At 57.9% G+C, this 22,748-nt stretch carries 22 protein-coding genes; 11 read left to right on the forward strand and 11 right to left on the reverse strand.

Annotated features, from left to right (window positions below; all coding sequences use genetic code 11):
• Positions 1-10: 10 nt before the first annotated feature.
• Both K1X75_11755 and K1X75_11760 read right to left on the reverse strand, forming a co-directional pair.
• Positions 11-265, reverse strand: a complete 255-nt coding sequence (locus K1X75_11755; GenBank protein MBX7058731.1) for a hypothetical protein — start codon at positions 263-265, stop codon at positions 11-13.
• Positions 266-334: 69 nt separating this feature from the next.
• Positions 335-1,120, reverse strand: a complete 786-nt coding sequence (locus tag K1X75_11760) for a carbon-nitrogen hydrolase family protein (protein MBX7058732.1) — start codon at positions 1,118-1,120, stop codon at positions 335-337.
• A gap of 76 nt (positions 1,121-1,196) precedes the next feature.
• On the opposite strand from K1X75_11760, the gene K1X75_11765 reads away from it, so the two are divergent.
• The 7 genes from K1X75_11765 (at position 1,197) to K1X75_11795 (ending at position 9,822) form a co-directional block, all read left to right on the forward strand.
• Positions 1,197-3,134, forward strand: coding sequence for a hypothetical protein (locus K1X75_11765; protein ID MBX7058733.1), 1,938 nt, complete (start codon positions 1,197-1,199; stop codon positions 3,132-3,134).
• Entirely contained in the window at positions 3,131-4,042 is a 912-nt protein-coding gene (locus K1X75_11770; GenBank protein MBX7058734.1) for a 50S ribosomal protein L11 methyltransferase, read from the forward strand. The genes K1X75_11765 and K1X75_11770 overlap by 4 nt, the downstream gene beginning before the upstream one ends.
• 57 nt (positions 4,043-4,099) lie before the next feature.
• On the forward strand, positions 4,100-4,429 hold the full coding sequence (locus tag K1X75_11775; GenBank protein MBX7058735.1) for an STAS domain-containing protein: 330 nt from the start codon (positions 4,100-4,102) through the stop codon (positions 4,427-4,429).
• 18 nt (positions 4,430-4,447) lie between these two features.
• Positions 4,448-6,913 (forward strand): hypothetical protein, encoded by a 2,466-nt coding sequence (locus K1X75_11780; protein MBX7058736.1) that lies wholly within the window; start codon positions 4,448-4,450, stop codon positions 6,911-6,913.
• Between the two features lie 73 nt (positions 6,914-6,986).
• Positions 6,987-7,883: a M50 family metallopeptidase gene (locus tag K1X75_11785; GenBank protein ID MBX7058737.1), complete on the forward strand. Its 897-nt coding sequence runs from the start codon at positions 6,987-6,989 to the stop codon at positions 7,881-7,883.
• Complete coding sequence (locus tag K1X75_11790) at positions 7,880-8,821, forward strand: SDR family oxidoreductase (GenBank protein ID MBX7058738.1); 942 nt, start codon at positions 7,880-7,882, stop codon at positions 8,819-8,821. The genes K1X75_11785 and K1X75_11790 overlap by 4 nt, the downstream gene beginning before the upstream one ends.
• The gene (locus K1X75_11795; protein MBX7058739.1) at positions 8,818-9,822 is read left to right on the forward strand and encodes a hypothetical protein; all 1,005 of its coding nucleotides are present in this window, start codon (positions 8,818-8,820) and stop codon (positions 9,820-9,822) included. Before K1X75_11790 ends, K1X75_11795 begins: the two co-directional genes overlap by 4 nt.
• Here K1X75_11795 and K1X75_11800 read toward each other — a convergent pair.
• Positions 9,819-10,526, reverse strand: a complete 708-nt coding sequence (locus tag K1X75_11800; GenBank protein MBX7058740.1) for a CPBP family intramembrane metalloprotease — start codon at positions 10,524-10,526, stop codon at positions 9,819-9,821. The genes K1X75_11795 and K1X75_11800 overlap by 4 nt on opposite strands.
• A gap of 97 nt (positions 10,527-10,623) precedes the next feature.
• Between K1X75_11800 and K1X75_11805 the strand changes: the two genes are divergently transcribed.
• Complete coding sequence (locus tag K1X75_11805; protein MBX7058741.1) at positions 10,624-11,250, forward strand: hypothetical protein; 627 nt, start codon at positions 10,624-10,626, stop codon at positions 11,248-11,250.
• A gap of 20 nt (positions 11,251-11,270) precedes the next feature.
• On the opposite strand, the gene K1X75_11810 is transcribed toward K1X75_11805, so the two are convergent.
• The 8 genes from K1X75_11810 to K1X75_11845 all read right to left on the reverse strand — a co-directional run bounded on the left by K1X75_11810 (position 11,271) and on the right by K1X75_11845 (position 19,752).
• A complete protein-coding gene (locus tag K1X75_11810; GenBank protein ID MBX7058742.1) occupies positions 11,271-12,731 on the reverse strand; it encodes an amino acid permease in 1,461 nt (486 codons plus the stop codon).
• A 6-nt stretch (positions 12,732-12,737) separates the two neighbouring features.
• On the reverse strand, positions 12,738-13,661 hold the full coding sequence (locus K1X75_11815) for a branched-chain amino acid transaminase (GenBank protein ID MBX7058743.1): 924 nt from the start codon (positions 13,659-13,661) through the stop codon (positions 12,738-12,740).
• Between the two features lie 60 nt (positions 13,662-13,721).
• A complete protein-coding gene (locus K1X75_11820) occupies positions 13,722-14,216 on the reverse strand; it encodes a hypothetical protein (GenBank protein MBX7058744.1) in 495 nt (164 codons plus the stop codon).
• 104 nt (positions 14,217-14,320) lie between these two features.
• A complete protein-coding gene (locus K1X75_11825) occupies positions 14,321-16,801 on the reverse strand; it encodes a SpoIIE family protein phosphatase (GenBank protein MBX7058745.1) in 2,481 nt (826 codons plus the stop codon).
• The gene (locus K1X75_11830; protein MBX7058746.1) at positions 16,798-17,208 is read right to left on the reverse strand and encodes an ATP-binding protein; all 411 of its coding nucleotides are present in this window, start codon (positions 17,206-17,208) and stop codon (positions 16,798-16,800) included. The genes K1X75_11825 and K1X75_11830 overlap by 4 nt, the downstream gene beginning before the upstream one ends.
• Positions 17,208-17,555 carry an STAS domain-containing protein gene (locus tag K1X75_11835; protein MBX7058747.1) on the reverse strand — a complete coding sequence of 116 codons (348 nt, stop codon included), beginning with the start codon at positions 17,553-17,555 and terminating at the stop codon, positions 17,208-17,210. The genes K1X75_11830 and K1X75_11835 overlap by 1 nt, the downstream gene beginning before the upstream one ends.
• Before the next feature lie 21 nt (positions 17,556-17,576).
• The gene (locus K1X75_11840; protein MBX7058748.1) at positions 17,577-18,542 is read right to left on the reverse strand and encodes a hypothetical protein; all 966 of its coding nucleotides are present in this window, start codon (positions 18,540-18,542) and stop codon (positions 17,577-17,579) included.
• A gap of 82 nt (positions 18,543-18,624) precedes the next feature.
• Entirely contained in the window at positions 18,625-19,752 is a 1,128-nt protein-coding gene (locus K1X75_11845; protein ID MBX7058749.1) for a PQQ-dependent sugar dehydrogenase, read from the reverse strand.
• Positions 19,753-19,905: 153 nt separating this feature from the next.
• Between K1X75_11845 and K1X75_11850 the strand changes: the two genes are divergently transcribed.
• The 3 genes from K1X75_11850 to K1X75_11860 are packed head-to-tail and all read left to right on the forward strand — an operon-like array spanning position 19,906 to position 22,726.
• Entirely contained in the window at positions 19,906-20,277 is a 372-nt protein-coding gene (locus tag K1X75_11850; GenBank protein MBX7058750.1) for a hypothetical protein, read from the forward strand.
• Positions 20,274-21,797 (forward strand): GMC family oxidoreductase, encoded by a 1,524-nt coding sequence (locus K1X75_11855; protein MBX7058751.1) that lies wholly within the window; start codon positions 20,274-20,276, stop codon positions 21,795-21,797. The genes K1X75_11850 and K1X75_11855 overlap by 4 nt, the downstream gene beginning before the upstream one ends.
• Positions 21,794-22,726, forward strand: coding sequence for a fumarylacetoacetate hydrolase family protein (locus K1X75_11860; GenBank protein ID MBX7058752.1), 933 nt, complete (start codon positions 21,794-21,796; stop codon positions 22,724-22,726). Before K1X75_11855 ends, K1X75_11860 begins: the two co-directional genes overlap by 4 nt.
• The last annotated feature ends 22 nt before the right edge of the window (positions 22,727-22,748 follow it).

Genomic DNA, 22,748 nt, shown 5'->3' on the forward strand with positions numbered 1-22,748 from the left:
GTTGCTCTACTCAATTGCGCTTGATCAAAGCGTCAATGCGGCCCTGAAGTTCACGAACCTGAGCTACGCTCTGGTCTAAAAGACTGTGCAATTTGATCGCAGGCTCGCTCCGATCGGATGCGCCGCGTTGAACCAGATCGGCGTAGCCGGCTTCGATCTGTGCCTTTATGATGTCCAGCTGTGCATCGAGAGAGCGAACCGCGCCCAGCCCGGCATGTAAAATCTCCCGCGCGCCTGCTTCCAGAGTCCCAAGGGTTTCGGCCATAGTTCTTCTCCAGCACCCGAGGTGCATTGCACTATCTAAATGTGCGCTGCACAAATCGTCAAGGGTATTCTATGGCATTGGTATCGTGCGGCGGTGCTGCAGCGCCGGCAAGCGCTGGCGCGCCTCGCTCAAGCTGCGGTCCTCCAGGTCAGCCAGGAGCGCCTGCTGCTGTGTTCCGCCCTCCGCAAGAATTACGCCCCAGGGGTCGACAATCAGCGAATGGCCGAAGCTTCGCCGCTCGCCGTAGTGCAGTCCGCATTGGGCAGGGGCCACGACAAAGCAGAGGTTCTCGATGGCCCGCGCCCGAATCAGAAGTTCCCAGTGTGCGGCCCCGGTATAGGCTGTGAAAGCCGAAGGAATGAGCAGGACCTCCGCGCCGGCGGCGGAAAGGGCGCGGTAGAGTTCCGGAAAGCGTAGATCATAACAGATGCTGAAGCCACACTGGGCCAGGCCTGGCAGCTGATGGAGCGTCGTCCGGCGGCCAGCGGCAATGTTCCTGGACTCCCGGTAGGCGCCTACGCCGTCGGGAAGCTCAACATCAAATAGGTGCAGTTTGTCGTAGTGGGCCATCGCCCCCGCAGGACCGTAGAGCGACAGGCGATTGTGCAGACGGCCATCCCCGGAATGCGCGTAAATGCCGCCGGCGATGTAGATATCCAGCTCCTCGGCCAGTCTCTGCATCAGGCGCTGCGAATCCTGCTCAATGGCCGGGGCGATGGTCTGAAGCTGGTCTTCCGGTCCCAGGAACGGAAAGGCCTCCGGCAGCACAGCAAGCCGGGCGCCGCCGTCGGCCGCCTCCCTGAGCAAACGCTCCGCCTGTTGCAGATTGCTCTGCAAGTCAGGAACCGAATTCATCTGGATCGCCGCGACTCGGAAGCTCTTCATTTACACGCAACCAGACAATCCCTTGCGCCGCCGGATGCAATTAAATGTGCTTGAAGCTCTGGCCATTCTGCCAGTCTTGAATAGCGTTTCCGAGACTGCCATGGACGAAATGGAGTTCGACCGCACGCGCAAGGCGATTGGCGCCAAGAATCTTGATCGGGCCGATCGCAAGCAGATGATGGATAAGCTGGCGTCGGCTGGCGGTCAGGTGCTGGGCGAGCGGGCCGTGCGCGGGGAGCAAGAGGAAGGCGCCGGCGGTAATCGAAGCGGCCGGAGCGGGGGGGGCGGCGGCGACTTCAAGCTTCCTTCCCAATTGGCCAGAGAAAAGCAGCGCGAAGATGCTGAGCGTCAGGCCCAGATTCGCAAAATGTTGGAAAGCGAGGAGCGCGCTGCCAGCAGCTTCCTGGCTCGTTTCGGCCTTAAGTTTCGCTGTATGATGGCTGGCATCACGCCCTTCGGAAGGGACGTGGCTCGACCGGATTTTCTGAGCAAACTCAACCTCGACGCCAAGCGCGCCATCATGGAATGCCAGATCCTTGGAAATGACCTGTTCCTCAACAATCGGGACGTTGCCATCAAGATCGTCAAAGAGCTGGACCTGAAAAATCCGATTCTGGCGGAATTGATTCAGCGTTCTTCCGATCTTTACGATCGCGCTGAACTGACTGAGATCGTTGGCAGCTACTCACCGTCCAACCCTTCGCCGGTGGCGCTGGACAGCATCCGCGCGCCAGTCTTTTCTCTTCTGCGCAAACTGTACTATTTGAAGCCATTTCAGGAGACCTATATTTCTGCGGCGGAAGCGGCAATCGACATACAGCAGAAAGTGGAAAGGAAGCAAGCAGCGCTCTACGATTCTAAGAAGAAACGCATTCGCGCCGAATGGCGAAAGTTGATGAATGACATATATCCCGATCTGGCGCTTGCGGCGCAGCGGATGGAGATGAAACGCGCCGAACCCGGGACCCGATTGTTTGAGGATATGATCGGATTCGATCCGGCGCTGCGTCCCGGCGGGCGAAAGGCGGGGGACGCGCTTTCCAATCGTCTGGGGCGCATCCAGAGCGAGGCCGAACAAGCCGCTGAAGCCGCGCAATCGGATCAGGCTGATTCAAACGTCGACGAGAATGACCAGGACCAGAATGAGACTGAGGCGGAATCGACAGAGGAGAGCAGCGCGACCGTTGCCGGCGACGGAACGGGCGCGACCGCTGTCGGCGAAGACGGCGTCGGCGACGACCTTGCGCCACAAGCCAAGAAGCAGCCAAAGGAAATTGATCCCAGCAAGGAACTGACCTACGGCTATCGTCTGATGCGTATTCAGTCGCTGCCAACTTTGCGATCCAAGCATGATCCCAAGAGCGAACTCAAAGATTTACCGGAGCGCGACAAGGCCTTCGTCGCCTATCTCTTATTCAAGGAATTTGAAGAGGAGTACTCTTTTATCCTGACTACGCCGCAAATCAAGGTAAACGCCAGCTACCAGGGCGGCGTAAAGATTGACTATCGTCAAAAGATGCGCGATGTATACGAGGAATCCAGGCGAGTTGAGGATCACTTCCGGAAGTACGCCCACGAGGCGCGAGAGCATCTTAAGATTCTGGAAGAAGCTACCTCTCCTCAAAGCTATGTGGAGCACGCCAAAAAGGTGGGGATACTGGAAAGTCGTCGCGGCGTTACCAGCCGCGAAACCCGCCTGCAGATCAAGGAATTCAGCTCAAGGGTGGCCGAGGTTTTGCGGGCCTTAATCCACGATATGCGTGGCGCAAATCAAATTGTGTCCAATCGAGAAGATGCCATACGATTTGAGATTGATCGGGACAAGCGCAAGAGGTTGAATGGGAAGGCCATTAAGGATTGTATCATGCAATCCTACTGCTACAGCGTTGGTCTTGCCGACCGCCTGGAGCACGGCGACCTTTTTGGCGGAGTGCTTGAGCTCAGCGAAGAGGAATTTCAGAGCGCCTTCACTCACGCCGGATGAGCGACGAAATTTTTTCTGAAGTCATCGTTCGATTGCCGGCGGAGAACTCGCTGCTTTTGGTGCAGGCGCTCGATCAAGGCGGGGCGCTGCCGGAGTTATCCGGCTACTACGAAACGCTCTATCAGGAGGATCGGCCGGCTGATGACCAGACGCAGCTTTCGCTCTTCTTTCCTGTGAGCTTCGAGTTGCCTGAGATTCAAGTCGAGCTGCTGCTGGTCGCGCTCGGCATTGATCGGTACGCTATTGAATCACAAAGAGTCCAACGGCAGGATTATCTTGAGGCTTACAAGGAGCACTATCAACCGTTCCATTTGACGCGGCGCATTTTTATCACTCCTTCGTGGGAGCGCGGGGGTCAGGCGGAACAGCAGGCTCGCTGCTCTGGATCGATCCCGCTCTATCTGGATCCTGGGTTGGCCTTTGGAACCGGAAAGCATCCAACGACGCAACTCTGCGCCGCCTGCATTGAGGAGCTAACCGGTCCGGGCATTCGTTTCATTGATGCAGGCGCCGGTTCCGGGATCCTTTCGCTGGTAGCATTGCTGTTGGGCGCGGAAGCCGGTTTGGCCTTCGACATCGATGGCAACGCCGCACTGTCCATACGGCAGAATCTGGAGGCCAATTGTCCGCCGCTGCAAAGCGAACAATTGCAAATCGTGTGCGGCGATTTTACATCGTCGGCCTTCGAAAACTTCAGCGCTGATTGGCTGTTCGCCAATATTACCGCCGCCGGCATTCTTCAGAATATTGATGCGATTGAACGCGGCAGCTTTTCGCGGATGATGCTTTCGGGAATTCTGTCGGAAAAGGCGGAGCAGGTTTTGCAAGCGTTCCAATCGAACTGGCGCTCCCTGGATGCCAGGCATCTCGATGGCTGGAGTTTACTGCTCCTGGAAAGGCGTTCTTGAAGGCGAGCCAGAATCTGTTGACAGGTTGACCGTAGCCCAACCCATACTGGCAGCGCCATGGCAAAGCTCGAGGTCCGAAAGAATGGCAACGCCGTCATTTTGTCGATCAAGGGTCGACACACCTTGCACGACAAGGCTGACTTCCAGGCTATGCTCGAGGACATCAAGGCTAGCGGCGGCAGCACCTTGTGCGTTGATGTCAGTGCTATGGAATACGTAGATTCCAGCGGAATTGGCGACCTGATAAAAGTCAAAATGGAATCGGGAAAGATTTTTGAGCAACTGCTGGTATATGGCATGTCCGAGGCGGTGGCTCGCTCCTTTCGAGTTTCGGGACTCCTGCAATTGTTCGAAATCATCGATGAGGCGCACTTTCGTACTTTATAAGCGAGCGCCTCCCTGCCAATGTCTGAAGATCAGCGCAGCGTCGACCAGGACTCCGCCGGCGGAGGACTCACGTCGCTTGGAGTCTCGCTTGTAGCCCGCCCCGATGGGCGCTGGTTTGTTGACTTAAGCGACATGCGGCTCTTCACCGGCCTGTCGGTGATCGCCCGCACTCTGGCCGATGAGCTGCTCGAGCAATCGCGCGCTGGCGTTGTCGACGCCTATGTGCAGCGTCGCCTTGTATCAGATATTTCGCCAGACCTGGTTGCACTGGGCGTGGGCAGCATAACTGTCTATGCATTGGACGGTTCGCTGCGCGGCGCGGCGGCGGCGCCAGAAGAATTTCATACGCAGCTTCGAACAGTCCTGGGAACGCTACAACGTCCGCGCTGGGCGTCGCAATTGTTTGCGCCGCCGGAAGCGAATTCGCGCCCGTTGCTGTTCCCTTTCCACTCTGTATTCGAACAGCAGGAGATTGACTATTTCTTTCTGGTCGAACTGGATCGCTCCGCGCGCTTCATGCGCATCAGCGTCGAGCGCGTCGGCAGCGGTCGCATTGATCTGCAACGCTTGCAGCCAGTAGTCATTGATGATTTGCATATGCGCACCTACATCCAGGGCCTTTCGAGGATGGCTCAATCGGTCCACCTTGGCATCTTGCGTGAATGCGAAGCAAGTCGAACCGAGTTTTCAGATACGGCGCGCCGCAACGTGCATTTTTTTTCGCAGCTGACTCGCGCTGGATTGCCGGATTGCGATAGCTTAACCGTACATTGGCCGGCGGAAGCCAACGAACTTCTGGTACGAGCCGACTATAGCGTTAGCATCGACTTTCTGAAGCGGGTTTTCATCGTCCTTGAAGATCGAACAATCGTCGAGCGTCTGCTTGCAGGCGATGCTATCGAAATTCGCAGCCGTCGTTTGCGGGCTTTTCTGGATCTTTCGCGGCGCGGAAGGTGCCTGAATATCAGTCTCTTTGAAGCGCGCGACGCAGCCAATATCGAGTATTACCAGAAACGAATGCCCGCTCTGGCGGCGCTTGGCGAGCGTCGTCGCGGCGAGCTGAGCGGCTGGCGTATTTTTCTGATTCATCATATCACCAGCGAAATACTGGGGGTAATCAAGACTCTGGACGCTCTGGGCGCGGAGCGACTGCATACGCTCTTTGTAAAGTATGCCGGCTCTACGCCCTCGGACTATCTGGAAGCCTTGCTCACCCTTCCTGAAGATCGGTTTCGCTTCAGCAGCCTGCAGAAGATCGAATCGTCGACAAGCGTCGATGGCTACTATTTGATTTCTCGGCAGTATTCGCCAATTGACGATCTCGCAGCGCTGGAGGCGGAGCTGGAGATCAATAAGTTGGATTTTTTCTCGGCGATGAGTCTCTGCGCCGGCCAGCTCTTCTTGCGAGAAGCTGCGGCGGCGCGCAAGGCCAGACAGCGATTGTTAGTTATAGAGGATGGCGGCTACTTGATGCCAATGCTGAATGATTTGGCTTTGCAGGGCGTCAGCGTCGAGGCGGCGCTGCAGCATTTTGCGCTGTCGCCGGCGGAGCTTGGGATTGGCAGCGCGGACAGCGAGCTACAGAGCTCGCTTGTGGAGTGGCTTTCGCCTGTGCTTTGTGGTTCGATCGAGCATACGCGCAATGGACTGAATCGACTCGAGGCTGTGTGCCTGCAACGTGGTCGATTGCAGTGGCCGGCGGCCACCATTGCTGTCTCCGATTTGAAGCGCAACCGCGAGTCGCAAGAGGTCTCAGTTTCTATTTTACATGCCGTAGAGAGCATACTGCATGGACTGGGTCTGGTATTGAGCGAACGTCGCGCTCTGGTTCTGGGGAGCTGTGGCGCCATTGGCCGAAATCTGATGGAGGATCTGTTTGCCAGGCTGGGTGCGGGTCGCGTTTCGGGCGTTGATCTTGTAGAAACGCACGATGCAGACGTCGGGTCAGAAGCTCGAAGGGTGCGGGACCTGTCGGAACTCAGCGAACGGTCTTTGCTGGAGTCGGATCTGATCCTTGGAGTCATCGGCGAGTCGATTCTTACAGAGCCCTGGTTGGAGAAGCTGGTTGCCGATCATCGGCGCCGGTCGATCTTTTTTGCCAGCGGATCAACCAAGACCGCAGAGTTCACGCACTTGATCGAATGGTTGCGGCGCCTGCAAACGTCCGCCGCTCCGCAGATTGGCGGGGTTCCGGTTTCCTTGCAGCAAGAGCTGGTCCGCGATCCGCAGACCGCCCATATCACCGGGAAGCGAATCGAGATCCGTTTTGACGATGGCCGTCGTCGCTCGCTGTACTTGCTGGGCGGACTCACGCCGATCAATTTCTTGTTTTACGGCGTCCCTACCGAAACAATGGACGCCATACTCGCTCAGCTCTTGCAGCTCAGCCTGGGCCTGATCCAGCAGAACCGCAGCAGCAATCTGCCTGCCCGAGCGCTGGCCGTAGATCGGGATATTGATGCCGATTGCCGGCCGCTAGCATAAGAGCTGAAGGCGTTGGCATAGCGCAGCACAAAGTTTTGGCCCGGCCTGGTTGACATCGGCCGATACCTGAAGAGTGGGACAGCTGCGATTGTGGATTGCACTGGCCGCTGGGCTGGCGGCCACCCTCTTCTGGGATTCGGAATTGCTGACGCCGATCAGGCTTTTCATTGTATTGATTCACGAATTCTGGCATGGCCTTGGCGCGCTGGTCTCCGGCGCAGTACTCCAGCAAGTGCGGATCGATTTTGATGAGAGCGGGGAGACCTTTGTTCGCGGTCTCACTACGGGCGCCGGATTTGCACTCACTGTGAGCGCCGGATACATTGGCGCAGCGCTGACCGGCGCCATTCTTCTGAGTCGCGGAATCGCCGGGCAGTGGGAGCGTGTTACGCTTGGCGCTTTCTCGATCGTTGTCCTCTACATGAGCTATTTGTTCACCGAACCCGGATCGCCGGCCTTTTACACTGGCATAGGCTGGGGGCTGGGGACGCTGTGCCTCTGTCTTCTGGGTCGCGCTTTTGCCCGGGTTACTCTTCTGACGCTCGGATCGATTGCACTCTGGTACTGCCTTTATGACTTGCTTGATTTTACGCGCGAGCTGCAGCGCACCGATGCCGGAATATTTGCACGCTATATACAGGCGCAAGATTGGCCGCTGGGCCGTGCGCTGTCGTTGCAGCAACTGGCCGGGAGCATCTCGCTGATCTGGAGCGCAATCGTTGTTCTCGCCATCGTAATGACGCTGCGTCCGGTCCTGTTTCCGCCCCGCCAGTTCTTGCCTGCGGAGTCGCCGCCAACGCCCCTTGAAAAAGCATTTCCGGGCGAGATCACGCCGCCGGTTCAGGAGTGGCTATTGTCCAACGGATTTGGACTGGACGGAAAGCCGCTGCCTGCTGAATTGCTTGAAAGCCCGTCGCCTGAGCCGCTGTCTTCCGCCAGCCCATCGCCGACTGCTGCCAAAATCGAATGAAACAAATTGTCAATCTTGTGGCCGGGGGGGCCGGCTTTATTGGTTCGCACCTCTGCCGCGAACTTCTGTCGCGCGGTCAATATGTGATTTGCGTAGATAACTTCTTTACTGGCGCGCACGCAAACATTGCCGACTTGCGCGGCGAGACCTCCTTTGAAGTAATCCGCCACGATATTACAGAAAGCCTTGTCGTTGAAGCGGATCGGATCTACAATCTCGCCTGTCCAGCCAGCCCTCAGCACTACCAGTACAATCCGATCAAGACGATGAAGACCTCCGTGGTGGGGACAATGAATATGCTCGGGCTCGCAACGCGTCTCCGTGCGCGTATCTTGCAGGCCAGCACCTCTGAGGTCTACGGGGACCCGCAAGTCCACCCGCAGCCGGAATCTTACTGGGGAAACGTAAACATTGCCGGCATTCGCTCCTGTTACGATGAGGGAAAGCGGGCGGCGGAAACTCTCTGCTATGACTATCATCGCCAGAATCAAACTGATATTCGGGTAGTACGTATATTCAATACCTACGGACCAAATATGGTGGAAAATGACGGGCGAGTTGTTTCCAATTTTGTTGTCCAGGCCCTTCGCGGAGAGGATATCACGATCTACGGCGACGGTTCGCAAACGCGATCCTTTTGCTTTGTAAGCGATCTGGTTCGAGGCTTTCTAGATTTTATGGACCTGGATGGGTTCATTGGCCCGATGAATCTGGGAAACGATCAAGAACATACTGTACTGCAGTTGGCCACGCGCGTAATCGAGCTGACTGGATCGTCCAGCAAGATCGTTCATCGTCCGCTTCCTCAGGATGATCCACTGCGCCGCAAACCGGATTTGCAAACGGCGCGTCAGCGCATCGGTTATGAGCCAGGGGTGCCGCTGGATGAAGGTCTGCGACAGACCATCGACTATTTTCGTCGCGCCCTGCAGAATTGAAAGCAACAGACGGCCGAGTCCTGGTCTATCGCAGCGGCGCCCTTGGCGACGTTCTGTGTACTTTGCCAGCAATCGAATTCGCACGTCGCAGATTTGCGGAATGCGGGGCGGGATTGGCGCTGGCCGCGCCCGCTGCCCTGATTCCGCTGCTCCGTCGCTGCGAGCCGAATACGCAGCTGATAGCAAGTGAATCGGCGCAGTGGGCTTCGTTGTTCGTTTCGCCGCCACAATTCGAACCGCGTCTATCCGAATATCGCTACGCCCTTGTTTTCGCAGTTGATGCTGCGGTCGAAGCCCAGTTGTGCGCAAGCAGAGTAGAGGCTGCGCTGATTGCAGGACGCCCGGCGCCATTTGATCCGGGTAGAAATGCCAGGTCGCAGCGCGTCGATTGCCAGTACGCCAGATTTGTTTGCGAGGCCTTGCAGAGATTCAAGATTTCCAAAGAAACAGATATTCAAGACGCTCTGCAGCTTTGTGAGACCTTTGTTTTACGAATTCAGAACGGGAATGGCGTCAAGACCGCAGGGGTCGATTCTGATTTGCCGCCGCTGGCAGTATTCGCTGTTGGGGCCGGAAGCCGCGACCGACGATTGCCGGCACAATGGCTGTTGTCCGGAGCTCGGCTCTGGCGTCAGCTCGGAGGTCGTTGTGTCTTTTCGTCCGGCCCGGCAGACGATGAGGCGCTGCGTCTGCTGAGGGCGGAGTCTGCGGCCGAGGAACTCCCCGGTCCTGTATTTTCCGGCGATCTTGAGCAGCTGGCTCTATTGCTGTGCGGCGCTGCGCTTTGCACCGGAGCTGATAGCGGCGTGCTTCATCTTGCGGCGGCGCTTGGTCGGCCAAATCTGAGCGTCTTTACAAACAGCGATGTGCGCATCTGGGCCCCGCGCGGCGTTTGGTCCAGGCAGATTGCTGAAGATCCTGACTGCTGCGAGGAAAAAAGCGCGATGGAACTCTGGTCAAATGCAATCGTTGGATACTATGGTGCTATCAAGCATTCTTAGGGACCGGCGCCGAGGCCTGTAACGCTGAACATTGCCCAGGCATTGTTCAGTGCATGCATCGCTACCGAGGTCCAGATGGAACGACTTTGCATTCTTGCTGCGCCCAACAACAGCCCGACGATGAACAATACGATCAGATAGTACCACTCATACTGTAAATGCAGGGATGCAAACAGAGCCCCGCTGATAACGACCCCTGCCGCCTGCCGGCGTCGACGGCCTTCAAAACTGAACAGTAAGAGACCCCGGAAGAGAACTTCTTCCGAAATTGGCGCAGCAATACAAACGGCGATATAGAGCAGCGGCAGGCTGGCGGCGCTATTGACTATTTCAAATACGGCGTCGGGCGTCACGGGCAGATGGAACAATTCAAAAATCCATCCGGCGAGAAAGTTGAAAGCGAAGAGCAATAGGCTCCAGAGTAAGATCGATCGCCAGGCGGGACGGCGCAGCGCAAAGTAGTCGATCCAGTCGGCGGCGGCGACGCCTGCTCGCGGAGCGACGGCTGCACAGGCCGCAGCGATGCTCAGCAAGGAGCTGATGCAGGCTGCGACCGAAATCCAGGCCGGAAGCAAGCCCAACAGCGCCATAGGCAGGGTCGGAACCGCCTGTGCCATGAAGGCGGCGCCAATCACCAATGGCAGCGCAAGTAGCGGATGCCAGGCCCGAGCCCGGGAGGCAAGTTCAGCGGTGTTTGATGGCACAGGACACTTTGCCGGGGCTGTCCGTGCGGTCAACGCCTGGCCAGATCGATGCCGAATTCAGACTTGACGGTCCTCCATTGAGGCTTGCACTGGAAAAATGAGAAGTGAACGACTGCAAAGCATCCTGGTGGCGGCGGTTTTGATCATCGTAGCTGCGGGATACAGACTGCTGCCCGATGGCATTCGTCCAAGCAACTTCCAGGCTGTAGGCGCAGTCGCTCTTTTTTCGGGCTTCTATTTTGCTTCCGCGCGGGCCTTTGCATGGCTTGTGCCGATGGCGGCAATGATCTTGAGCAACCTTGTAATTGGCGGCTACGAGTTTGATCAGATGCTCGTGGTCAATGCGGCCATCGTATTGCCTGCATTCTATGGTTATCGACTGCAGCACGAGGGCCGCCTTATTCAAAGGCTTTCGGAGGCGGCGCCGCTATTTCGTTCCTTTGCGCAGATGGGACGCATCGCGCTCTACTCCCTTGGCGGCAGCCTGCTGTTTTTCATTCTGTCCAATTTTGCCGTATGGCTGTTCAGCGGGATGTACCCGGTGAACTTTGAAGGACTGGTCCAGTGCTATCTAATGGCCATTCCGTTCTATGGCCAGGACACTTCGATGAGCTTTCTCGGCGGATCCATTCTTGGCGATCTATGTTTCAATGGACTATTCTTTGGCGCCTGGGCGCTCTACACGCAAACGCGCCGCCTGCCCTACATTCCGGCGGCAATCTAAGCAAAGCCCGCTGCAGCAGATCAACCTGCTGCAGCCGTGCCGGCTCTTGCTCTACGTTTGATCACTACCAGACGATAGTAAGCTAAGCCGCTGGCCGTCAGGGCGACGCCCAGCAGCGAATCCCACGGCCGGTCGTAGAGAGTTAGCGCGGCAAACCAGACCTGAATTGCAAGAGTCAAGCCCAGGGTTAGCGGCAGCCACGGCGTGCGGAAAGGCCGCGCCACGGATGACAGTTTGTGTCGCAGTACCCAAACTGCGGCGAAGGTCGAAATATTGAAGATGGTCGAGGTAAAACTGAAAAAGTCGATGACTCGATCATAGGAACGCCCTGCGCCGAGGTACCTTCCGCCATATGATGCAAATAGCAGGAGCAGCGTAGCCCACAGCGCCTGCAAGAGGATCGCTTGATTGGGCGACCCGTAACGTGGATGCAGTCGAGACATGCGCTGAAAAAGCAGTCCGTCTCTGGCCATGGCGTACCAGGTGCGCGCCTTTACCAGGACTTGAGTACTTACATTGCCTCCGGCGCTGAGCAAAATCGCCGCGCCAATGAGAGCGGCGCCCGCGACGCCGACCGCTTGCTGCATTGCCGCCGTAGCTACGCCTTTTTGCACATGAATCATCTGGATCGCGCCCAGCTGATAAAGATAGCCAACATTCACTGCAAAGTAAATCAACATGACGCCGCCGATGCCGAATAGCAGCGAAAGCGGCAGATTGCGGGAAGGATTGCGCACCTCCTCGGCGACATAGGTTGCGCCCTCCCAGCCTGAATAGGCAAAGAAACCGTAGCGCAATGCAGCTGCTACGCCAAGCATCGTTCGCCAATCGAGCGACTCGGGCCAGAAGGGTAAAAAGGCAGCTGCGCCTCTGCCTGGCGCGCCAAAGCAGACCACGACAATAGCCGCCAACGCAATCAGTTTAAGGGAACTTATGATATTCTGCGTTCGACCTGACAGCAATACGCCAAAGCAATTCGCTGCACTCATCAGCCAGATAAGCGCCAGCGCCGCCAGGGGCTCAGCTGCATCAGGCAGCACGAGCCCCGCGTTGTGTAACAACTCGACAAGAGTTTCTCCAAAAAAAATGGCAACAGCGACAATGGCTGCCGTTTCGGAGACAAAAAACATGGCCCAGCCGCGCAGGAACGTCCAGAATTCGGGATAAGCTGCCCGCAAGTAGGCGTAGGGCCCGCCGGATCGCGGCAGAAGCGCTACCAGCTCGGCGTAGCAAAGTGCGCCAAGAATTGTGGCAGCGCCGCCGAGCGCCCAGGCGAGCAGGAAGAAACCAACGCTCAGCCTCTGGCCATCGATTTGAATGCCGCCCTGAGTAACCGCTGCGAGACTCACTGCGGCCATCATCACGCCGGGCGTGCGAAAAATGCCGGACCCGATAATACGTCCGACGACGATGGAAAGCGTTTCAGCCAGGCCCAGATCGCGGCGAAGCTGCCGGTCTGCTCCAGATTGATCGCCAACCATATTCGCTCAATACACTGGCGTCAGCCAGCGGCTATATCGTTCTTCTTCGCCGAGCACAGCGGCCTGAAAAAGGTCGCGGATTTGCCGGGAGATCGGCCCGATCGCGCCATCGCCAATCGGGCGACGGTCGATTTCGCTGATCCAGGCGACCTGTGCGCCGGTGCCACAGAAGAAGGCCTCATCTGCAATGTACAACTCGGAGCGAGCGATGTCGCGCTCCATGGTTGCGATGCCCAGATCGCTGGCCATTTCCAGAATGCTGCGCCGGGTGATACCCTCGAGAATCGCTGCACTGAGCGGAGGCGTAATCAAGACGTTGTCGCGGACAACAAAAATGTTTTCGGCGCTGCCCTCGCTGACAAAGCCGCGCGAATCAAGAAATATCGCCTCATCAAAGCCATTCTGGATTGCTTCCGATTTTGCCAGCGCAGAGTTGATATAGCCGCCGCCGGACTTGGAGCGAGTCGGAATGATATTGTCGTCGATCCGACGCCAGCTGGAAACTGCGGCGCGCAGGCCGCCCGTCGTGTCGAGATAGTCATCCAGCGGGATGGTGTAGATGCAAAATTCGTCGCTGACATCGTGCAGACGAGGCGAGAGCTGCAGCGCATTCTTATAGAGAAAGGGTCGAAAGTAGGTGTTGGAACGGAAGTTATTCTGTCTGCTGAGTTCCAGGGTGGCGTCAACCATTTGTTGTTGGTCAAGCGGAGGGCGCATTTGCATAATGCGCGCACTGCGAGTCAAGCGACGGTAGTGATCGGAAAGTCGAAACAGATAGAGTTGCTGTTGTCGTCCGTTGTAATATCCGCGAATACCGCCGAAAACCATCGTGCCATATTGAAGCGCATGGGTTGCCACATTGATATTGCACTCCGACAGCCGGCGAAACTCGCCGCGGAAGTAGGCGATGCTATCAAGCTGTATGGCCATGTCGATCATGGCCGGACCTCAGCCCTCTGGCGTCAACTCTGTCCAGGCGGCAGGATTGCTTCAAACGTCCAGCTGGGCGTCGTCGGCGCGCTCCAGATCAAAAAAGACGCTGTAGCCGGGACCTTTGCCTCGCGACAGCGTCGAGTCCAGCTGGGACAGTTGACGCGATGCCTCCGCCGAAATTTGCAGCTCTTCGCTTTCGTCTGAGCTCAATCGGCTGCGCAACAGGAAGCGAGCAATCTCTCTGCTTCCCTGATTGGCCGGCGTCACCAGCAGTTCCAGAGGAGAAGGCGCCAGGGCAAAGGGAGGACCTTGCAGCAGGGCGTGTAATAATCCAAGTACGCTGGAGGCCGCAAAGGGAAGCTGAATGGGAAGACCTGGGGCGATGGCAATCAACACCCGACGGACGCCATTTGCAGCAAAGGGTCGATTCAATTCTTCATGCAAGGACCAGAGACGAAGCGGCTGCTCCTTTGATAAGGAGTGGCTGCCCGCGCCTCCGCCTTCGCTTCGACCCGGCAGTCGCCATTGGTACGGTCCGTGGGAGTGGTCCATCGCTGGCAGTCCTTGCCATATTCGACGCCGCGGCAAGAATCGGCAGCATACTTTCCACTAGCTTTGACCGAAGCCTTACGAAGAACTCACGATCTCGCCAAAAACTAACGAAGCCTTCGGAAGGCGATCATGGCAACGTCATCGTTCAGGCCGGAAGGTCCCTTTCCACTGAGACTCTTGCCGCTGAAGGCTTCGATATCCTCCGCGATCAACTGCACCAGAACGGCCGGCTTTTTCCGGGAGGAGGCGCCCAGGACGGTGAGCAAACGAGGCTCGCCATAGAGTTCGTCATTCGCGTTCATCGCCTCGGTTAAGCCGTCGGTGTAGAGAAAGAACAAATCGCCAGGTGAAAGCCGGGTCGCGCTCAGCTGGACCATGTCCGCAAAGAGCTCATTGTCCAGCGCCCCAACCGGGATTCCGCCAGCCTTCAGTCTTTCGACCGACCCATCCTTGTAATGCAAGAGCAGCGGCGGCAGATGGCCGCAGGAGACATACTCAATGTCGCCGGAGTCCGCCCGGTAGCGACCCAGGCACATCGTAATGAAAATGTTCTCAGGCGTATCGGCGTAGGCGCGACGGTTGAGTTCCTGGAGAATCTGCAGGAGGTCGCGCTCCCCGCGGCGCACGATGGAATGGAGCTGCGCGCGCAGCATGGTCATCACAATGGCGGGGCCCACGCCGTGACTGGATACGTCGGCCACGCAAAAAACGAATTCACGCTTTCCGGCGACGATGAAGTCGAAGTAGTCTCCGCCAACGCCGATCATCGATTTATAGTAGGAACCAAAGGAAAGATCGCTTTCAAAACCCTGGGGAGGCGACTCCGGAATCAGGCGCTTCTGGATCTCCTCGGCGGCGGAAAGCTCGCCGCGCAGCTCCTCGCGTTCTTTCAATCCCTGAACCATCGAGTTCAGCGAATCTGCCAGTTGACCGAGCTCGTCTGCGCTGCGGTATTGAAAGCGAACGCTGAGGTCGCCGCGGCCAACACGCGCAGCGCCGCGAATGATCCCACGGACCGCGCCGACAAAGAAATGGGAGAGCAGAAAGGTCAGGAAGAGAAACCGTAGCGCAATAGAAAGCGCCGTATCAACGAAACGCGAACGCTCTCGTCCCAGTTCTTGTTGGTAGGCGCGGCGGTCGGCCAGGATTCGGGTGAATCCGGCAGTCTCCTGGTACAGCGAGTCCAACGCAAGATCATCCAGCGCCTGAGTGTCAATTGCAATGAGCCGCGCCTCCGCTTGTTGGCGCGTAAGCGTTTGCAGGCCGGAGTATCCCGGAGCGTTAAGAGGGGAGCGCCCGGCCAGCACCCAGTCCAGAACCAGTTGCAGTCGTCTGGCGCCGATGCTGCGCGCCCGCGAACCGCGCAGGTAATCATCGTAGGTCTCGATATCGGCGTTCCAGTGAAATCCTATATCGCGCTCCAATCTTGCGGCGCGCAAATAGCGAAGCGCATCCACAATAGTTGCCGCCGCTGGAAGTTCTTCCGGCTGTTCATCCGGCGCCGCGCTTGCAAAGTTGGCATCCTCTCGTTGCAAGTAGCTTTTTGCGGCGGCATTGAACTGCTCGTCGCGTTGCGTTCGTAGCTGCTGGTAGGCGTCGCGCAGCGATCGCCATTCGCTGTCCATAGCCGGCGGTCGATCGCTATTTTCCGATAGCAACGTTGCAGTGCGCGCCTGCCATTGGAGTCCGGCCAGCTTCAGCTGCGCATTAATGGTCTTCTCACGTTCGACATACCGTCGCCAGATGGCGCTGTGCGGGAGATTCCGCAAGCAGAGCTCTGCACGACGTGAGAGTTCTGGATGCCGAAAGAAGGTGCGCGAAACAAGCAAATAGCTGCCGCCGTCAATGGTTAGATCGGCAGGCGCCGCTTGCAGTTGCGGCCGACGCGATTGAATATAGGGGCGATAGAGAGCGTCCAGCGAGACCCGCAATTCATCACTGCGCCCCCAGAGAAAGTTGTCGATTGGCGCACTGCGTCGCTGTCGCTCGCTCAGCAACTGCGCAGTATCGAAACGCGGCCAGCGGTAGAGGTCAATCGATTCGGCGCGGTAGCGGCGCAGGTCCAGGCCGCGAAAGGCGACGGCAATTCGACTGTTGTACTCGAAGGATGCACGCAATTCTTCTTCAAATAGTTTTCGCGGCAGCGCATAGCCCGTCTTTTCCGGCGATGCGTCCATCACGCGGCGGGCCAATCCCTGCAGATAGGAAAACCGTCGCTCATCTACCGGATCGCTGGATGGAGAAGGACGAATCAAATCGCGGATGCGCTCCTCCGCTTCCTTGACGGCAGCCGCAGAAAAAAAGGCGCTTTCCGTACCGCGAGTTTTCGCTTGTTCCGCCGATCGGCGCAGCCGCTCCAGTGCGGTCATCATTGCCGCAACATGGTCGACCTCGAGCGTCAGCAATTCGACCGGCGTCAAGTAGCGCGCGACTTCTTGCTGCGCCTTTGCGGCCAGCGCGTCATTTTGCTGGCGCACGGCAGCAGCCAGAAAAGCGGCAATGAGTCCGCCAAGCATCAGCGCAATGAACAGCGATAGCTTGCCACGAATTCCAGGACGCAGCCGCTGCTTCCATGCGCCGTTCATCGGGCTGGGACTCGCTTGCTCAAGGTCAAAACGTTGCCGCCTCCGGGACGAGCTTGGTGCTGAGCATCCATCAGCGTCGTATACAGAAAAACTCCGAGGCCGCCTTCCTGTTCTCGTTGGGCAATGGTTTCCAGATCCGGTCGCGGCGTCCTTGTTGGATCAAAGAGCGCAGCGCGGTCGAGAATACGGAAGACGACGCGATCCGCCTGGCGTTCCATCTCGATATCAATCAGAGCCCGGTCATCGGCGCAGTTGCCATGCTCGATCACGTTGGCCAGAGCTTCATCCACAGAAAGCACGATGCGATTTTGATCGATGGCGTCAAAGAGGCCGCCAAGAAAGCTTTGCGCTGCCTCGCGTACGCGCTCCAATTCGCTCAGGTCGCAGCGGACCTGAAGCTGCTTCACTACAAGCCCTTGGCCGCCGCGGCGGCGTCGCTGTGAATGGAAAAGAGCCGGGTGAAGCCAAGCACGTCGAGTACGTCTTTGACCGGCGCCTGCAACGCTGCCAGACGCAAGTCGCCGCCGGCCTTCTTAGCGTCGATCAAAGCCGCCTTCAGCGTCCCAACGCCGGCGGAGGCGATGTAGCTTACTCCTTGTAAGTCGCATACAATCTTGATTCGTCCGCCGGCGATCATGGTCTTCAGCATGTCCCCCAGTCGCGGCGCTGTTCTGGCGTCCAGCTTGCCAGCTACTCTTAGAACAACCGCAGCGCCCTGGGCGCTCTCCTGAATATTTAAGTCGTATTCCGCCATCTTGCCGCTCTCCCGGCCCGCTTACTTGCGCTCGGCCTTCAGCTCTTTCCACAGGTCCTTTTCTGTAATCAATGCATAGAGCCGCTGTTCCAGTTTGTCAATCTCATGAAAGTAGCGTATGCCTGGCTCTCCCTGGAAGATATGCGCATATTTTCGAATCGCTCGAATTGTGCGGCGCAGATCATTGGCGGCAATGCTATTCTGGATCTCGTAGAACAGGTTGATGGCAATGCGCTCCTCCAGGCTGGAACGAAAGCCCTCCGCTCGTTGCGATAAGGCGCTTATCAATCGCTCAACTTCGTCGCGATTGTTGTTTTCCTGGTCGCCGTAGTTGATCAAATAGTGACTGATCAATTTGATGCAGCGTTCAAAATCATCCTTCTGCGCTGCCAGCTTGATTCGATGAAAGAGATTAATAGCCTGGCGCTGTACTTCCACCAGCTCCGTATGGCGACCGAGCTGGATGGGCCGAAATGCTTCGCGCAAATCTTCCTGGCTGAGCGCCTGAAGACCTTCTGCGAATAACTGTTCGCTTTGCAGCTGGTGCATATCGCGAAACTCGATGAGCGGCGGGTAAACGGTCTGCACAAAGTCAATGGCGTCGGGCGAAGCGGCGACGCGCGACGAACGCTGCATTCGATCCAAAAAGAAGATGGAGGCGTCGCCAAGTGCGGAGAGCGAGTCATTCAAGGCCGCTGAAATCATGCGACGGGCCAGCGGGCCGGCAGTGTGAATCGATCCTGGTTGTGACAGAGCGCGATCGATGTGCTCCATCAGGCGTCGGACGGTTTCCGATCCGGGCCGCCGTTTCCATCCCTTGAAGTCCAGCGGTGTGAATAGATGGTTCAGGAACAGTCGCTTGCCAGTCATGGCCAGCAGGCGAATAACCTTGATCAGGTCCTCGGCCGTTTCCGCCGGAACCTTGGCGATTTTGTCCAGTTCGCGCGGCGTCATTTTGGCGTTTGCTATGCTTGCAGTATCGGTCACGGCTTATGATCCATTGGACGCAGAGCCAGTCGAATTTCTGCCGGCTCAGGTCGCTAATGGAAGAAGGATTGCCTCAGCGAAATCAAGGGGCCGGCTGCAGCGCATAGATTCCGCCACGGTAGTCGGCTACATAGAGTTCGCCATCCGGGGCCTCGCCAAAGGCCGAGGGCCGCAGCTCGCTTTGTAAGAGCGGCCCGCCCAGTCCGTTGCGATCGATGGACCAGAATTGTCCGGAGCAAAAGTCGGCGAAGATATAGCGACCGTATAAGGCGGGCAGCCTGGACCCACGGTAGACATAAGCTCCGGTGACCGAGCAATGCGGGCCGTGGGCATACTCAAAGACCGGATCGATCAAGTTTGCGCTGCTGCAGCTTTCAGCTCCGTAGCAGTGCCTGCCTTCGCGAAGATTCCAGCCGTAGTTTCCGCCGCTGCGGATCAGGTCGATCTCCTCAAAGCGATCCTGGCCGACGTCGGCCGCCCACAACTCGCCGCTCTGGCGATCAAAACTGAAACGCCATGGATTGCGCAGACCCCAGGCATAGAGCTCGTCGCGGCCGGCCTTGCCGACCAGCGGATTGTCGGGCGGAATGCGATAGGGCGGCGCAGATTCTACATCGAGACGAAGGATGGCGCCAAAGAGCGTTTCAATGTTTTGCCCGTTGCCCAGGGGATCGCCGCCGCTGCCGCCATCGCCCAGCGCCATGTAGAGCATGCCATCGGGGCCAAAAGCAATCTGTCCGCCGTTGTGGTTGTTGAAGGGCTGTGCGACCTGCAGGATAAGCCTCTCGCTGTTGGGATCGATCTGGCGCGCTGAAGCGTCCATGCGCCAGACGCTGAGCGTGCTAATCGGTCGCCGGCCGGGTCGCGTATAGGAGAGAAAGACGCGGCGATCGTGGGCAAAGTGCGGCGAGAAGGCCATGCCCAGGAGTCCAAGCTCGCCGCCGGACTGCACACGGCTTCGAATGTCCAGCGCCGTCCACGGCGCCTGGCCGGCGTTCCAGGCGCGGATGCGCCCGGCTTGTTCGATCACATAGAATCGCTGCGGATAGGCGCCCAGGAATGCAAATCCAACCGGCTGCTGCAGGCGCCCGGGCGCGGCAAGCGGCCGGAGTACCGCAGGCGTTGCGTTCTGCGAAATGACCTCGCTGCAGCCTGCAAGCAGCGTCAGAACCAGAGAGGCAAGAAGGGCAAGATTGAGACGCGCAAACATCCAGTCAGAATGAGGCAAGCATCTGCGCCAGGCTGGCAAGGAAAAGCGAGCGTCGCCAGGCCGGCGGCGCAAAAATGGGCTCGCCTTAACCCTGGTTAATGCAGATGCCTGGCGCCTGTGCTAGCATAATCGCATGCCAGCGAAGGAGGCGTCATGAGCAAGACCCAGGCGGCCATCGCAAAACTGATCTGTCCTTCGCTGGAAGAGCCTGGCGTTCTCGGACAGTTTACTGAGATCTTTGATGCGTTTTTTGCCGAGCTGGATTCGCGTTCGCGCGCCCAGCTTGGGCTCTTTTTTCGAGCGCTCAATTTTCTTTCGCTGCTATTCTGCTGGCGTCCTTTGCATCGTCTGGCGCCTGAACGTCGTCAGCGTTTTCTCGAACAAGTTGGGCGGCGCGGCGGCTCAAAAATTCAAGCTGGTTTAACCGGCGTTCGTTCGCTGGTCCTGCTCAGTTACTACAGTACGCCCCACGCCTGGCGCCAGATCAATTACGAGGGACCGCTGGCGCGAGGAGAGCGGCCATGAAAAAGGGATACAATGTTGTGATCGTTGGCAGCGGCGCCGGCGGCGGCGTGGTGGCCGAACTGCTGAGCCGCTATGTGAATCAGGGGCTGAGCGTGCTCTTGCTGGAGGGCGGACCCTACTGGCCCAAGCATCGTTTTACACAGCGCGAACTGGATATGTCGCGCATCTTTTTGCGCAAAGGCGCCGTCTTTACCAGCGATATGCAGATGAGCATTGCCGCCGCCAGCGCCGTGGGCGGCAGCACCGCTGTTTACACCGGAGTCTCCTTTCGTCCGCCGGAAAGCGTCATAGAAGAATGGCGTTCCCGTTACGGTCTGGGCTTTCTGTCCGATAGCTTTGTCTCCGGCACGCTTGATCGCATTGAACAAAAGATTAATGTGCATCAACTATCGCCGGAGGAAGAAAACGACAACAACCGTCTATTTCGAGAGGGCTGCCAGAAGCTGAACATTCCGGTCAAGCCGCTGCGCATCAATACCCGCGGCTGTCAGGGACAGGGCTTCTGCAATCTGGGTTGTACGGCCGGCGCCAAGCAGGGTACGCTTGAGGTGCAGATTCCAGAGGCTCGCAGCCGCGGCGTCGATCTGGTCTATAATGCGTGGGTCCAGCAAATCGGGCCGCGACGGGTGAGCTTTTCGGTGCGGCCTGCTCCGCGCGGAACCGAGCCAAATGTCGAGGCCGAGGGAAACTACGAGGTCGAGGCGGATTGCATCGTTCTGGCGGGCGGCGCGCTGAATACGCCGCCGCTGCTGCTGCGTTCCAGGAAGAAGCTTGGAATAGATCCGCAAAATATTGGCCGCTTTCTCACCGTGCATCCGGCTTACAATGTCAACGGCGTAGTTTCGCAACAGGTGAAGAACTACCGCGGCTTTCCCAAGCTCTGGTATGTAGACGCCTTTTCGGAGAGCGACGGATACTATCTGGAGACTTCGTTCTACTATCCGGGCGTAACGGCCAAGAATCAGCCAATCAGCGGCGTGCAGCTGGAAGAGCTGATGAAGGATTACCGGAAGATGATGTCGATTTTGATTCTGGTGCACGACGATGCCGTGCCGGAGAACCGTGTTGGCATTGATGGCCGCGGCGAGACGGTTGTCGACTATCGCTTGAGCGATTCGGCGCGCGATTCGATGCTGGCCGCCCTCCGAAACGCGGCGCGCATCCTCTTCGCCGCGGGCTGCAGCCGTGCGTCAATTCCAGCCAGTTCCAAAGCGCTGCTTGATCCAGGCGACGTAGCTTCACTGGGGAGCCTGGTAAGTCGCGATTCCTTTCAGCCGGTGCGTCAGCCTCTGTCCAGCGCTCATCCCCAGGGCGGCGCGCGCATGGGCAAAGATCCATCAATCGCAGTAACCGATGTAGACGGGCGCCTGCATGGCTGTGACACGGTCTTTGTCAGCGATGCTTCGCTTTTCCCAACTTCTTCCCACGTGAATCCCTATGAAACGGTGATGTTGCTGGCCACCCATGTAGGCGCGCAGGTGCTGCGCAAGTTTTCGATCCAGGCAACGGAGGCGCAATGAGCGCACGAGTGATGCATTTCCAGGCCGGCCAAAGCAAGGGCTGGGCCTATGTGGAAGGCGAGCGGCTGCTGTTGACTTCGGCGCAGTCCATTCATGACTTCCTTGGACCGGCGTCCCGTCGGCCGGCGGCTACCGGTGAGACGCTGCAACTGGCTGAAGTTCGGCCGCTCTCGCCGCTGTCCTATCCCTCGGCCGTGCTGTGTCAGGGAGAGAACTATGCGGCGCATATTGAGGAAGCCGGCGGAAACGTGCGCAAGAGCTTCAACACCCTGTTTGTCAAGGCCAGCTCATCGCTGGCGCCGGCGCAGGGCGAGGTGCGGACGCCAACCGGGGTTCAACTGCTGGACTACGAAGCGGAGCTGGCTTTGATCTTGCGACGCGATGTAAGCGCCGCGGCCAGAATTACCAGAGAGAACCTGCTCGACTATGTTGCCGGGGTTACACTGGCCAACGACATTTCAGCGCGCGACATTCAAGTCCCACAAGTTCAGTGGTTCAAGGGCAAGAGCTTCCGCGGCTTCTGCCCGCTGGGTCCGTGGGTCACTCTGCTGGATGATGGCGAGGTCAATTCGCTGTACCAATGCGAATTCTGGCTTTCGGTCAACGGGCAAGAGCGTCAGCGCGGCGCCGTCGCCCAGATGCTCTTCAAGCCGGAGGAAACGCTGATGGAGCTGTCGGCGCTGATGGATCTGCATGCCGGCGATGTACTGCTGACCGGCACGCCGGCGGGTGTAGCGTTGAAGGCGCCGTCCGCTGCACTGCGCAAGGTTGCCGGACTGCTCTTTTCCGAAGAAAAGCAGATGCAAGTATTTGTACGCGGTCAATTGCGGCTGCCGGCTTATCTGAAAGCGGGCGATAGAATCGAAGCGCGTTTGCAGAGTTCGGACGGCGTAATTGACTCCGGGCTGATGGATCTTTCCATCGCTTGATTGCCGATCAATGGCGCCGCAA

The sequence above is a fragment of the Leptospirales bacterium genome (assembly GCA_019694655.1).
Lineage (GTDB): Bacteria > Spirochaetota > Leptospiria > Leptospirales > Leptonemataceae > SSF53.